Origin of the sequence: Streptomyces sp. Mut1, from assembly GCF_030719295.1 — a bacterium.
Lineage (GTDB): Bacteria > Actinomycetota > Actinomycetes > Streptomycetales > Streptomycetaceae > Streptomyces > Streptomyces castrisilvae.
In genome coordinates this window covers 6,880,796-6,894,415 of the sequence record NZ_CP120997.1, presented here as the reverse complement: position 1 = coordinate 6,894,415, position 13,620 = coordinate 6,880,796, and the positions used below count along the sequence as shown (strand labels likewise).

Genomic DNA, 13,620 nt, shown 5'->3' with positions numbered 1-13,620 from the left:
TCCTCCTCGTCGGTGGTTCGGCGAATACGGGCGCGGGGCGGCTCAGTTGAAGCCCGTCGGCAGGTACTGGTCGACGTTGTCCTTGGTGACGACGGCGGAGTACAGGGTGAGGCTGGTCGGGATCTCCAGCTCGGCGAGGCCGGCCACCCCCTTGCCCTGGCCGAGGGCGCGGGCCAGGTCGATGGCCGACGCCGCCATGGTCGGCGGGTAGAGGACGGTGGCCTTGAGCACGGTGTTGTCGGCCTTGATGGCGTCCATGGCGGACTTGGCGCCCGCGCCGCCGACCATCAGGAACTCGTCGCGGCCGGCCTGCTGGATGGCGCGGAGCGCGCCCACGCCCTGGTCGTCGTCGTGGTTCCACAGGGCGTCGAACTTCTTCTGCGCCTGGAGCAGCTGGGCCATCTTGGCCTGCCCCGACTCGACCGTGAAATCGGCCGCCTGACGGGCCACCAGCTTGATGTTGGGGTAGTTCTTCAGGGCGGCGGCGAAGCCCTCGCTGCGCTGCTTGGTGAGCTCCAGGTTGTCGATCCCGGCCAGCTCCACGACCTTGGCGTTCGGCTTGTCCTTGAGCTGTTCGCCGATGTACGTACCGGCGTTGAGGCCCATGCCGTAGTTGTCGCCGCCGACCCAGCAGCGGTAGGCCTGCGGGGAGGCGAAGATCCGGTCCAGGTTGATGACGGGAATGCCCGCCCGCATGGCCTCCAGGCCCACCTGGGTGAGCGCCTTGCCGTCGGCCGGGAGGACGACGAGGACATCGACCTTCTTGTTGATGAGGGTCTTGACCTGGCCGATCTGGGCGGCGGTGTCGTTGGAGCCCTCGGTGGTCTCCAGGGTCACTTCGGAGTACTTCTTCGCCCGGGACCTGGCGTTCTCGTTGATGGCGTTGAGCCAGCCGTGGTCGGCCTGCGGTCCGGCGAAGCCGATGGTGACGGGTTTGCCCGGCCGGTCGTCGGCGGCGGGCGCGCCGCTGGTCGCGGCGGTGTTCTTCTCCTTGGGCTCGTTGCTGGTGCAGGCGGTCAGGAAGGCGCCGGCGGAAACCGCTGCGGTGCCGAAAAGCAGTCCTCTGCGGCTGGTTCGTGGCATGGCTGTGGAACCCTTCATCCGGTGGGTGAGCGGTGGTGGGGCGTGGGCCGGGGGCGCGGCCCGGTCAGGTCTCCGCGCGCGGCGAGGTGCGGCCCTGGACGAGGACGGCGGCGACGATGATCGCGCCCTTGGCGATCTGCTGCACATCGCTCTGCAGGTTGTTGAGCGCGAAGATGTTGGTGATCGTGGTGAAGACGAGGACACCCAGGACGGAGCCGACGATGGTGCCCTTGCCGCCGCTGAGCAGGGTGCCGCCGATGATCGCGGCGGCGATGGCGTCGAGTTCGTACAGGTTGCCGTTGGTGTTCTGGCCCGAGCCGGAGAGGACGATCAGCATGAAGGCGGCGATGCCGCAGCACAGCCCGGACAGCAGGTAGAGGTAGAGCCGCTGCCTGCGGACGTCGATGCCCGCGAGCCGGGCGGCCTCGGCGTTGCCGCCGACGGCGACGGTGCGGCGGCCGAAAGTCGTACGGTTCAGCAGCAGCCAGCCGGCGACGGTGACCGCGGCGAAGATCAGGACCAGCGGCGGGATGCCGAGGACGTAGGAGCGGGGCAGTCCGAGGTCGAGGACCGAGGTGACGGTGACGATCTGGGTCTTCCCGTCGGTGATCATGAGGGCCACACCGCGCGCGGAGGCGAGCATCGCCAGCGTCGCGATGAACGGCACCACCCGCCCGTAGGCGATGAGCACCCCGTTGACGAGACCGACGCCGAGGCCGACGAGTACGGCGGTGAACACGATGCCGGCGAAGCCGTACTCCTGGGTGGCGAGGGTCGTCGCCCAGACGGAGGCGAGCGCGACCATGGCGCCGACCGAGAGGTCGATGCCGCCCGAGGTGATGACGAAGGTCATGCCGACGGTGACGACACCGATCACGGACGCCTGGGTCAGGACGAGCTGGAGGTTCCCGGTGTCCAGGAAGGCTTCGGGTTCGGTGATCCCGCCGACGGCCACGAGCACGGCGAGGATGCCCAGCAGGGACAGGGTGTGGAGGTCCACGCGCAGCCCGAGGGGGCGCGGGGGGCCGGATTTCTTCAGGGTCACGGGGGCGGGGGCCCGGTCGGGTCCGCTCCGCCGCGCCGAGGGGGCTGGGTGGGTCATGCCGTCGGGCTCCCTTCCATCACGAGATCGAGTACGCGGTGCTCGTCGAGTTCGGTGGCGTCCGCGGTGTGCACGACGTGCCCCTCGCGCAGGACGAGGACCCGGTCGGCCAGGCCCAGCACTTCGGGGACCTCACTGGAGACGAGCAGGACGGCGAGCCCTTCGTCGGCCAGCCGGCGGATCACGGCGTAGAGCTCGGCACGGGCGCCGACGTCCACACCACGGGTCGGTTCGTCCAGCAGCAGTACCCGGCAGCCGCGCAGCAGCCAGCGGGCCAGGACCGCCTTCTGCTGGTTACCGCCGGAGAGGGTGCGCACGGGTGTGTCCGGGTTGTCGGGGTGCAGTGAGAGCGCGCGGGTGGCGTCCCGGGCCGCCTTCCGCTCCGCCCCGCGGTCGAGCCAGCCTGCCCTGGAGTAGCGGGACAGGGTGGACAGCGAGACGTTGCGGGTGACGGATTCGAGCATCAGCAGGGCCTGCGCCTTGCGTTCCTCGGGGGCGAGGCCGATGCCGGCGGCGACGGCGGCGCGTACGCTTCCGGGCCGCAGCGCCCTGCCCGCGACGGTGACCCGGCCGGCGGTGGGCCTGCGGGCACCGTAGACGGTCTCCAGGATCTCCGAACGCCCGGAGCCGACGAGTCCGGCGAGACCGACGATCTCGCCGGGCCGCACCTCCAGGTCCACCGGGGCGAACTCCCCTTCCCTGGTGAGGGATTCGATGGTGAGGACGGGGTCGGCGGTCCGCCCGGTCCTGGGCGCGGGACGGGGCGGGAAGACGTACTCGACCTTGCGGCCGGTCATCATCGCCACGATGTCGTGCGTGGGGGTGGAGGCGGCGGGGAGCCCGGAGGCGACGGCCCGGCCGTCCTTGAGCACGGTCACCCGGTCACCGATGCGGCGGATCTCCTCCAGCCGGTGCGAGATGTAGACGACGGCGACGTCCTCGGCGGTCAGCGCGGCGATGACCCGGAAGAGATTGCCGACCTCGTCGGGGTCGAGCGCGGCGGACGGCTCGTCCATCACGATGAGGCGCACGTCGTGGGAGAGCGCCCGCGCCATGGAGACGATCTGCTGCTGGGCCGCGGAGAGTTCGCCCACCGGGCGGGCGGGGTCGATCTCCGGGTGCCCGAGCCGGGCCAGCAGGGCTGCGGCCTCGGTGCGGCCCCGGCGGGTGCGGACGACGAAGCCGGCGCTGGTGGGCTCGTGGCCCAGGAAGACGTTCTCGGCGACCGACAGGCCCCGGACCAGGTCGAGTTCCTGATAGATGGTCGCGATGCCGAGCCGCATCGCGGCCAGCGGCGACTTGAGCTCGGCGGGTGCGCCGCGCCACGTGATCGCGCCCCCGTCGGGCTGGTGGGCCCCGGCGAGCACCTTGATGAGGGTGGACTTGCCGGCACCGTTCTGGCCGAGGAGGCAGTGCACCTCACCGGCCTCGACCTCCAGGTCCACGCCGTCGAGGGCGCGGACACCGGGGAAGGACTTGGTGATGCCGGACATGGTGAGCAGGGGTGGGTGCGGAGCCATGACGAATCCCCTCGGCGGATGGGGTCTTTCACGGTCGGACGGGCGGGAGGGTCACACGGGTGAGAAGAGGTGGTCGCTGATGAGCCTGGCCGCGCCGGTGACTCCGGCGACGGGCCCCAGCTCGCCCAGGACGATCGGAAGGTTGCCGGTGGCCAGCGGCAGCGAGCGCCGGTAGACCTGGGCCCTGACGCCGGCCAGCAGCGTGTGGCCGAGACCGGTCACCCCGCCGCCGATCACCACCAGGGCGGGGTTGAAGAAGCTGACGAGTCCCGCGATGACCTGCCCGACCCGGTTGCCGCCTTCGCGGATCAGGCCGAGCGAGGTGGCGTCGCCCATGGCAGCCGCGGCGGCGACATCGGCCGCGGTGAGCGTCCCGGACGCCGCCAGCCGGGCCGCGAGCTCCGCGGACTGGCCGGCACGCGCCGCGGTCTCGGCGTCGCGGGCCAGGGCGGCGCCGCTGAAGTGCGCCTCCAGGCAGCCCCGGTTGCCGCAGGCGCAGAGGCGGCCCTCGGGCTCCACCTGGATGTGGCCGATGTCGCCGGCACTGCCGGTGGCGCCCCGGTGGACGGTGCCGCCGACGACGATGCCGCAGCCGATGCCCGTACCGAGCTTGACGCAGAGGAAGTCGCTCACGGAACGGGCCACGCCCGCGTGCTGCTCCCCCATCGCCATCAGGTTCACGTCGTTGTCGACCATGACCGGGCAGCCCAGCTCCTGGCTGAGCGCCTCACGGACCGGGAAACCGTCCCAGCCGGGCATGATCGGCGGTGCGACGGGGACGCCCTCGGGGAAGCGGACCGGCCCGGGGACGCCGATCCCGGCGCCGTCGAAGCCTTCGGCGAAGCCGGAGTCCCGGAGCTTCGCCGCCATGGACAGCACCTGCTCGAAGACGGCGACGGGCCCTTCGCGTACGTCCATGGGGTGGTTGAGGTGGCCCAGCACCTCCAGCTCCGCGTTGGTGACCGCCACGTCGATGGAGGTGGCGCCGATGTCGACGCCGAGGAAGCGCAGCGCCGGGGCGAGCCGGATGTTGTGCGAGCGGCGCCCGCCCCGGGAGGCGGCGAGTCCGTCGGCCACCACGAGGCCGGTCTCCAGCAGCCGGTCCACCTCGACGGCGAGCTTGGAGCGGGAGAGGTCGACCTGATCCCCCAGCTGCGCCCGGGAGTTGGGCCCTCCGTCACGCAATAGCCGGAGCAGGCGCGCCTGATGGGCGTTCGCGGGTCGTGCCGTCATACGTCTCACGCGCCCCTCCCCGCCTCATCGGCCTGTCCGTCGGGCTTGGCACGGGAACGTAGCAGCGGTTGTCCGGGACGGGAAGAAGTCGCGCAGAAATCCGCCGAACTTTTCCCACTCCGAGGACAAAGCCCGGCGCGGCTCCGGTCGCGGCGGACTCAGGGGCAGCGGATCACCTGTCCCGCGTAGCTGAGGTTGCCGCCGAAGCCGAAGAGCAGCGCGGGAGCGCCGCTGGGGACCTCACCCCGCTCGACCAGCTTGGACAGGGCCATGGGAATGGACGCGGCGGAGGTGTTGCCGGAGTCCACCACATCGCGCGCGATGACGGCGTTGACCGCGCCGATCTTCCTGGCGACCGGCTCGATGATCCGCAGGTTGGCCTGGTGCAGGACCACGACGGCGAGGTCCTCGGGGGTGAGGCCCGCCTTCTCGCACACCTTGCGGGCGATGGGCGGCAGCTGGATGGTGGCCCAGCGGTAGACCGACTGGCCCTCCTGCGCGAAGCGGGGCGGTGTCCCCTCGATCCGTACCGCGTCCCCCATGGCGGGGACCGAGCCCCACAGCACCGGTCCGATGCCGGGCAGCGCCGCGTCCTCGGTGTCGGCGACCACGACGGCCGCGCCGGCGCCGTCCCCCATCAGCACACAGCTGGAACGATCCGTCCAGTCGACGATGTCGCCCATCTTGTCGGCGCCGATCACCAGCGCGCGGGTGGCGGCGCCGGCCCGCAGGGCGTGGTCGGCGGTGGCGAGGGCGTGGGTGAAACCGGAACAGACCACGTTGATGTCCATGACCGCGGGCGACACCATGCCGAGGCGGGCGGCGACCCGGGCCGACATGCTCGGCGAGCGGTCGATGGCGGTGGAGGTGGCCACCAGCACCAGGTCGATGTCGGCCGGCTGGAGGCCCGCCCCGGCGAGGGCCTTGGCCGCGGCGTGCGCGGCGAGCTCGTCGACCGGCTCGTCGGGGCGCCCGATATGACGGGTCCGGATGCCGACGCGGCTGGTGATCCACTCGTCACTGGTGTCGACCATGGCCGCCAGGTCCTCGTTGGTGAGTACCTTGGCGGGCTGGTAGTGGCCGAGCGCCACGACACGTGAGCCGGTCATAAACGGGGTCCCCTCGCTACATCGGGCAGGAACCAACCAGTCTTGGTCGCTACTGCCCGGTACGGGGGCAGGTGATCCCACAGGAATACCGGCTCAGGCTTGGAGGCTTGGCAACAGCGCGTCGCAACCTTTGATTGCACCATCCGGTTGCGGTGTCGCTTCCGATGTGCAGGACAATGTGTCTGTCGGGGCCCTCGGCCGCAGGTCGGGCAGGTGGCGTCCCGGCAGCCTACGCCCAGGGCCGCTCCCCGGCCCTCCCACGTACAGAAATCAGGTCCAACGGTCATGGGACGGGTCACCGAGCGCCGCCGCACCATCCGCATCCGGGACGGGGCCGTCTCCAGCCGCCCCGACACCCTCGTCGCCGAGGAGCCGCTGGAGATACGGCTGAACGGCAGGCCGCTCGCGATCACGATGCGCACCCCGGGCGACGACTTCGCGCTCGCGGCGGGTTTCCTGGTGAGCGAGGGGGTGATCGGTGACACCCGCGACGTGCAGTCGATCGTGTACTGCGCCGGCGCGACGGCCGACGGTGTGAACACCTACAACGTGGTGGACGTGAGACTCGCGCCCGGTGTCGAGGTCCCCGACATCACACTGGAGCGCAACGTCTACACCACGTCGTCCTGCGGGCTGTGCGGCAAGGCGAGCCTGGACGCGGTCCGCACCACGACCCGCCACCCGATCGCCGACACACCCCCGCTGCGGGTGGCCCCCGCGCTGCTGGCGCTGCTCCCCGACCGGCTGCGGGCCGCCCAGCGGGTCTTCGACCGGACCGGGGGTCTGCACGCGGCGGCGCTGTTCACCGAGACGGGCGAGCCGGCCGACGTCCGCGAGGACGTCGGCCGGCACAACGCGGTCGACAAGCTGGTCGGCCGCGCGCTGACCGACGGCCGGCTGCCGCTGTCCCGGTCGATCCTGCTGGTCTCGGGACGCGCCTCGTTCGAACTGGCGCAGAAGGCGGTGATGGCGGGCATTCCGATGCTGGCGGCCGTCTCGGCGCCCTCGTCGCTCGCCGTGGACCTGGCGGCCGAGACCGGCCTCACCCTGGTCGGCTTCCTGCGCGGGCCCTCGATGAACGTGTACGCGGGAGAGCACCGCATCGTGCTGGACGCGGGTGACGACGTGTCCGGCGGGTCGGTGACGGGGCCGCAGGGCAACCTCCGGTAGGTGCCGGCCGTCTCGTACTGCATGCGAATCTCTTTCCTCATCCACAATGCGTACGGGATCGGAGGGACCATCACCACGACGTTCAACTTGGCCCGAGCACTGGCCGATCGGCACGATGTGGAGATCATCTCCGCGCTCCGGAACCGGGAACGGCCGAGCATCACGCTCGACCCGCGCGTGCGGCTGCGGCCCCTGGTGGATCTGCGGCACGAGAAGGACGATCCGCGGCATCTGAGACCGGCGAAGGTCTTTCCCTCGTCCGAGTACCGCTACGGGGAGTACAGCGCGCTCACCGACGAGCGCATCGGGGCAGCGCTGGCGTCGCTGGACACCGATGTCGTCGTGGGGACCCGCCCAGGTCTCAATGTCCACCTGGCGCTCCAGGCTCCCGCGCGGACGGTGCGCGTCGGCCAGGAGCACCTCACGCTCGACCACCACTCGCCGCGGCTGCGCCACGCGCTCCGCAGGGCCTATCCGCGACTGGACGCGATCACCCCCGTGACGGAGGCCGACACCGCCGTCTACCGGCGCAAGATGCGACTGCCGGGTGTACGTCTGCAAGCACTGCCCAACAGTGTCCCCGCCCCGGCCCTCGCGCCGGCCGACGGCCGTGGGCGCATCGTGGTCGCCGCCGGCCGGCTGGCGCCGATGAAGCGGTTCGACCTGCTGATCGAGGCCTTCGCTCCGGTCGCCGCCGCGTACCCCGACTGGACGTTGCGCGTCTACGGCAGGGGTGAGGAGCGGGAGCGGCTGCGGGCGCTCATCGACCGGCTCGGGCTGTACAACAACGTCTTCCTGATGGGCGCGGTGACCCCCATGGAGTCCGAGTGGGTGAAGGGATCGATCGGGGCGGTGACGTCCGACTACGAACCCTTCGGCATGACCATCGTCGAGGCGATGCGCTGCGGGCTGCCGGTCGTGAGCACCGACTGCGCGTACGGCCCCGGCGAGATCATCACCCATGGCGAGGACGGCCGCCTGGTTCCCGTCGGCGACCGGGAGGCGCTGGCCGGCGCCCTGCTGGAGCTCGTGGGCGATGACGAGCTGCGCCGGCGCATGGGACGCACCGCGCTGGAGAACTCCCGGCGCTACGGCCCCGCCCCCGTCGTGGCCCAGGCCGAGCGGCTGTTCGAGGAACTGCTGGCGGCCCGGAAGGACGGCCGGGCGGTGACCGGGAGGGACCGCGCAGCGGCGAGCAGCGGCTACGCGGCCAGGGACGCCGTGCTCATCGCGGCAAGCAGTGTCGTGAGGGCCGCGCGGAAGGCGCGACGATGAGTACCAGGGACGGCGAAGACGTGAACGGGTTACTGGAGAAACCACGGGGAGCGGTGACGGTGCGGGAGGACGGGCGTCTGCTCGTGAGCGTCCGCCTGCCGCTGCCCGGCTCGGCGCAGCCGCGGCTGCTGCTCCGGCTGCGTCCGAAGAAGGGGGAGCCGGAGGAGACCGGCCGCGACCTCGCGCTGGAGCCGGCGGGGCAGGACCAGTGGCAGGCCGTCCTGGAGGCGGCCCCGGCTCTGGAGGAAGGCCGCTGGGACGCCTACGTCGTGGTGGCGCCGGGCGGGGATCGCGTGCCGCTGCTGCCCGGCCCGCGCGATGTGCGCTCGCTGGTGTCCGGCGGGGACGACGTGCCGGTCATGCCGTTGGCCGTCCGGATCCCGTACGCCACCAAGGACGGACGGCTCGCCGTACGGGCCTGGCGGCGCGCCGCGCACGCGGAGGCCGGCCGGATCGTCGTCGCGGGTGACTCGATGACCGTGACCGCGCGGCTGTTCGGCGCCCGCCTCGGTGAAGGCGCGGTGGTGTCACTGAAGCGGCGCGGGCAGCGTTCCGCGGCGACGGAGATCGCGCTGCGGGCCGAGGGGGACCGGGACTTCGCGTTCACCGTCGGCTACCAGGACCTCCTGGCGGCGGCCGGGCAGGCAGCGGTGGTCTGGGACGTGTACGTCCGGCCGGCCTCCGGTGCGTCGCGGATCCGGGTCGCCCGTCTGCTGGACGACATCGCGGACCGCAAGCAGGTCTTCGTCTACCCGTCCACCCCGCTCGGCGGGGTATCGGCGCGCCCGTACTACACCCTGGACAACGACCTGTCCGTGGAGCTTGCACCGCGGCGCCCGCGCTGAACGTCGCACGGGCGGCGGCTCGGCCACGGCATCACCGCCGCACGCCCGGTTGCCGCCCGCGCCCGCCGGACAGGCCCCGGCTCACCGCGACGGCGCCGGGCGCCGTGCCCTCCGGGCCGCCGTCCCCCGGGTCGCGGGCCCGTCGCTTGGCGATCACCGCGCAGACCATGAGCTGCATCTGGTGGAAGAGCATCAGCGGCAGTACGGCGAGGCTCGCCTGGGCGCCGAACAGGACGCTGGCCATGGGCAGACCCGAGGCCAGGCTCTTCTTGGAGCCGGCGAACTGGATCGCGATGCGGTCCTCCCGGCCGAAGCCGAGCCGCTTCGCCCCGTACCAGGTCACCGCGAGCATGGCCGCGAGCAGGACCGCCTCGGCGGCGAGGAGCGCGGCGAACCTGGCCGGGGTGACCTGGTGCCAGATGCCGGCGACCATGCCCTCGCTGAAGGCCGTGTAGACGACGAGCAGGATCGAGCCCCGGTCGACCAGGCCGAGGATCCGGCGGTGCCGGGCGAGGAAGCCGCCGATCCGGCGGCGCAGCAGCTGCCCCGCGACGAAGGGCAGCAGCAGTTGGACGCCGATCCTCAGCAGGGCGTCGGCGGAGAAGCCGCCGCCGCTGTTTCCGAGCAGTGCGGCGGCGAGCAGCGGGGTGAGGAAGATGCCGGCGATCGAGGAGAAGGAGCCCGCGCAGATCGCGGCGGGCACGTTGCCGCGGGCGATCGAGGTGAAGGCGATCGACGACTGGATGGTCGAGGGGACGAGGCACAGGAAGAGGAAGCCGCTCTGCAACTGCGGCGACAGCACGTACGGCACCAGTCCCCCGCTCGCCAGACCCAGCAGGGGGAAGACGACGAAGGTGGCGGCCAGGACCGCGAGGTGGAGCCGCCAGTGCCGCAGGCCCTCCAGCGCGTCGGCGGTCGACAGGCGCGCCCCGTACAAGAAGAACAGGAACGCGACCGCTCCGGTGGAGGCGCCGCCGGCCGCCTCGGCGGCACGGCCCGACGCGGGCAGCAGCGTCGCGAGGACGACGGTGCCGATCAGGGCCAGTATGTACGGGTCGATCGGCAGCCAGGACGGCGGCTGCGGGAGGCGGCGGCTCATGTGCTCCACGTGTCTTTCGGTCGGACCGGGCCCTGAACATCCTGCTCCGGTACACGACGATCGGGAATCCCGTACACCGCTCTCACTGCCATCACGGATCGCGATAGCGTGGCCGCCATGTACGACCCCGTGCAGCTGCGCACCTTCCTCGCCGTCGCCCAGACCCTCGGCTTCACCGCCGCCGCCCGCCGGCTCGGGGTGCGGCAGTCCACGGTGAGCCAGCATGTGCGGCGGCTCGAGGACGCGACCGGGCGGCAGCTGTTCACCCGGGACACGCACCGCGTCGAACTCACGGCGGACGGCGAGGCGATGCTCGGCTTCGCCCGGACGATCCTGGAGGCGCACGAGCGGGCTTCGGCGTTCTTCACCGGCACCCGGCTGCGCGGGCGGCTGCGGTTCGGCGCGTCGGAGGACTTCGTGCAGACCCGGCTGCCGGAGATCCTCCAGACGTTCCGCCGCGACCACCCGGAGGTGGAGCTCGAACTGACCGTCGAGCTGTCGGGGACCCTGCACCGGCAGCTGGAGGCGGGCCGGCTCGATCTGGTGCTGGCCAAGCGGCGGGCCGGGGACACGCACGGCGAGCTGGTCCGGCGGGACACCCTGGTCTGGATCGGTGCGCCGGGGCTGCGGATCGACCCGGACCGGCCGGTGCCGCTGGTGGTCTTCCCGCCGCCGGGCATCACCCGGGCGCGGGCCCTGGAGGTGCTGGAGGAGCAGGGCCGCTCCTGGCGGGTGGCCTGCACCAGCGGCAGCCTCAGCGGTCTGATCGCCGCCGCGCGGGCGGGGCTCGGGGTGATGGTGCACACCCGCGGACTGGTGCCACCCGCACTGGTGCCGGTCTCGGCCAGGGCGGGGCTGCCGGAGCTGGGCGGTGTGGACTTCGTCCTGCTGCACGGCCGGCGGCGGGGCGGTGCGCAGCAGGCGGCGGACGCGCTGGCGGCGGCGATCCTGGCGGGCGGTGACCGGCTGATCCGGCCGCCCGGCGGGGCCGGTGCGGAACCGGGGCGGGAGCAGGCATGACGGGGCGCGGGGAGGGGGAGAATGCACGGGATGCGGCGTCCGGCGCCGGGCGGACCGATCCCACCGGACCGGTCGTACGGGGGCGATCCGCCCGTACTCGCCCACACCGGCAGTGATCGCGGCGTACAGATTCGGTGGAGATTCCCGCGCGAGCCACTTACCCCGTGGTCCCAAGCACGTCCGAGCCTTGCCCATCTGGCCGGATTTCGGCCCCTGACCAGTGCAGATGACACGTTGTACGGACAGCTCCGGGCCCTCCCGCCGCGGCCGGTGGTGGGGTAGCGTCACGGCGCTGTGCGGAGCGCCACAAGGAGCAGGTCATTGCGCGAATTCACTGTCCCACCCATGGCGGCCGCGCCCCACGTGGGCGGCCTCGCCGATGTCGTGTTCGACCATGCCGACGAGGACCCGCACCGGGTCGCACTCGGCCGAAAAGATTCGGACGGACGCTGGCAGGACGTCACGTCGGCCGCGTTCCGCGACGAGGTGCTGGCCCTGGCCCGGGGGCTGATCGCCCACGGGGTGCGGTTCGGCGACCGGGTGGCCCTGATGTCGCGTACGCGCTACGAGTGGACCCTCTTCGACTTCGCCCTGTGGGCGGTCGGCGCGCAGTCGGTGCCGGTCTATCCGACGTCCTCCGCCGAGCAGGTGCTGTGGATGCTGCACGACGCCGAGGTGTCGGCGGTGATGGTGGAGCACGAGGACCACGCGATGACGGTGGCGTCGGTCATCGACCGGCTGCCGCAGCTGAAGCGGCTGTGGCAGCTGGACGCGGGCGCGGTGGAGGAACTGGTCGAGTCGGGCGCGCACGTCGAGGACGAGGTGGTCCACCGGCACCGGCGCGCGGTGACGCCCGAGTCGGTGGCGACCATCATCTACACCTCGGGGACGACGGGCCGCCCCAAGGGGTGTGTGCTCACACACGCCAACTTCATGTTCGAGACGCAGACGATGGCCTCGCGCTGGGAGTCGGTCTTCCACTCCAGACCGGGTGACGAGGCGGCGACACTGCTCTTCCTGCCGCTGTCGCACGTCTTCGGACGGATGGTGGAGGTCACCGCGGTCCGCGGCCGGGTGAAGCTCGGCCACCAGCCGGAGCTGTCGGCGAAGGCCCTGATGCCGGACCTGGTCTCGTTCCGTCCCACCTTCATCCTGGCGGTCCCGTACATCTTCGAGAAGGTCTTCAACGGGGCCCGGCGCAAGGCCGAGGCGGAGGGCCGGACGGGTCCGTTCGACAAGGCCGTCGACATCGCGGTGAAGTACGCGGAGGCGATGGAGGCGCGGGCGTTCGGCACCGGGCCCGGTCCTTCCGCCGCGCTGCGGATGCAGCACCAGTTCTTCGACAAGGTCGTGTACAAGAAGGTCCGCGACGCGATGGGCGGCCGGATACGGCACGCCATGTCGGGCGGTTCCGGCATGGAGCGGCGGCTCGGTCTCTTCTTCGCGGGCGCCGGGGTGACGGTGTACGAGGGGTACGGGCTGACCGAGTCGACCGCGGCGGCCACCGCGAACCCGCCGGAGCGCACCCGGTACGGCACGGTCGGGCAGCCGATCCCCGGCACGACGGTGCACATCGCGGAGGACGGCGAGGTGTGGCTGTACGGGGCCCATGTGTTCGGCGGCTATCTCGGCGACCCGAAGGCCACCGACGCGGTGGTCCACGACGGCTGGCTGGCCACCGGGGACCTGGGCGCGCTGGACGAGGACGGCTATCTGACGATCACCGGGCGGAAGAAGGAGATCCTGGTGACCTCCGGCGGCAAGAGCGTCTCTCCGGCCGCCTTGGAGGAGCGGGTGCGGGCGCATCCGCTGGTGGCGCAGTGCATCGTCGTCGGCAACGACCGGCCGTACATCGCTGCGCTGGTCACCGTCGACCAGGAGGCCGTGGAGCACTGGCTGACGATGCAGGGGCGGCAGTCGCTGACCCCCGCCGAGCTGGTGCGTGACCCGGATGTGGAGATGGAGGTGCGGCGGGCGGTGGTGGCGGCCAACACGGCGGTCTCGCAGGCGGAGTCCATCCGCACGTTCCGCATCCTGGCGCACCCGTTCAGCGAGGAGCACGGGCTGCTCACCCCGTCGCTGAAGCTGAAGCGCGGGGCGATCGAGGCTGCGTACGAGACCGAGGTGGCCGCGCTGTACCGCTGAGGTGCGAAGACGTCACCCT

At 72.0% G+C, this 13,620-nt stretch carries 11 protein-coding genes; 5 read left to right on the top strand and 6 right to left on the bottom strand.

All coding sequences use genetic code 11. The features are described 5' to 3' along the window. Window positions 1-42: 42 nt before the first annotated feature. The 5 genes from P8A18_RS29800 to P8A18_RS29780 all read right to left on the bottom strand — a co-directional run bounded on the left by P8A18_RS29800 (window position 43) and on the right by P8A18_RS29780 (window position 6,047). Window positions 43-1,083, bottom strand: coding sequence for a substrate-binding domain-containing protein (locus P8A18_RS29800; protein ID WP_306059547.1), 1,041 nt, complete (start codon window positions 1,081-1,083; stop codon window positions 43-45). Between the two features lie 64 nt (window positions 1,084-1,147). After that, window positions 1,148-2,185, bottom strand: coding sequence for an ABC transporter permease (locus tag P8A18_RS29795; protein WP_306059546.1), 1,038 nt, complete (start codon window positions 2,183-2,185; stop codon window positions 1,148-1,150). Further along, window positions 2,182-3,705 (bottom strand): sugar ABC transporter ATP-binding protein, encoded by a 1,524-nt coding sequence (locus P8A18_RS29790; protein ID WP_306059544.1) that lies wholly within the window; start codon window positions 3,703-3,705, stop codon window positions 2,182-2,184. The genes P8A18_RS29795 and P8A18_RS29790 overlap by 4 nt, the downstream gene beginning before the upstream one ends. 51 nt (window positions 3,706-3,756) lie before the next feature. After that, window positions 3,757-4,938, bottom strand: coding sequence for an ROK family transcriptional regulator (locus P8A18_RS29785; protein WP_306059542.1), 1,182 nt, complete (start codon window positions 4,936-4,938; stop codon window positions 3,757-3,759). A gap of 158 nt (window positions 4,939-5,096) precedes the next feature. Then, the gene (locus P8A18_RS29780) at window positions 5,097-6,047 is read right to left on the bottom strand and encodes a beta-ketoacyl-ACP synthase III (protein WP_306059539.1); all 951 of its coding nucleotides are present in this window, start codon (window positions 6,045-6,047) and stop codon (window positions 5,097-5,099) included. A gap of 285 nt (window positions 6,048-6,332) precedes the next feature. Between P8A18_RS29780 and fdhD the strand changes: the two genes are divergently transcribed. Genes fdhD through P8A18_RS29765 form a run of 3 tightly spaced genes read left to right on the top strand, consistent with a single transcriptional unit; the run spans window position 6,333 to window position 9,337 of the window. Then, window positions 6,333-7,217, top strand: a complete 885-nt coding sequence (gene fdhD, locus P8A18_RS29775) for a formate dehydrogenase accessory sulfurtransferase FdhD (RefSeq protein ID WP_306059537.1) — start codon at window positions 6,333-6,335, stop codon at window positions 7,215-7,217. 21 nt (window positions 7,218-7,238) lie between these two features. Next, window positions 7,239-8,492 carry a glycosyltransferase family 4 protein gene (locus P8A18_RS29770; protein ID WP_306059535.1) on the top strand — a complete coding sequence of 418 codons (1,254 nt, stop codon included), beginning with the start codon at window positions 7,239-7,241 and terminating at the stop codon, window positions 8,490-8,492. Continuing rightward, window positions 8,489-9,337: a hypothetical protein gene (locus P8A18_RS29765; protein ID WP_306059533.1), complete on the top strand. Its 849-nt coding sequence runs from the start codon at window positions 8,489-8,491 to the stop codon at window positions 9,335-9,337. The genes P8A18_RS29770 and P8A18_RS29765 overlap by 4 nt, the downstream gene beginning before the upstream one ends. 31 nt (window positions 9,338-9,368) lie before the next feature. On the opposite strand, the gene P8A18_RS29760 is transcribed toward P8A18_RS29765, so the two are convergent. Further along, entirely contained in the window at window positions 9,369-10,436 is a 1,068-nt protein-coding gene (locus tag P8A18_RS29760) for a bile acid:sodium symporter family protein (protein ID WP_306059531.1), read from the bottom strand. Window positions 10,437-10,553: 117 nt separating this feature from the next. Between P8A18_RS29760 and P8A18_RS29755 the strand changes: the two genes are divergently transcribed. Beyond that, window positions 10,554-11,456, top strand: a complete 903-nt coding sequence (locus P8A18_RS29755) for a LysR family transcriptional regulator (protein ID WP_306059529.1) — start codon at window positions 10,554-10,556, stop codon at window positions 11,454-11,456. Window positions 11,457-11,801: 345 nt separating this feature from the next. After that, window positions 11,802-13,601 (top strand): AMP-dependent synthetase/ligase, encoded by a 1,800-nt coding sequence (locus P8A18_RS29750; RefSeq protein WP_306059527.1) that lies wholly within the window; start codon window positions 11,802-11,804, stop codon window positions 13,599-13,601. Window positions 13,602-13,620 lie beyond the last annotated feature (19 nt).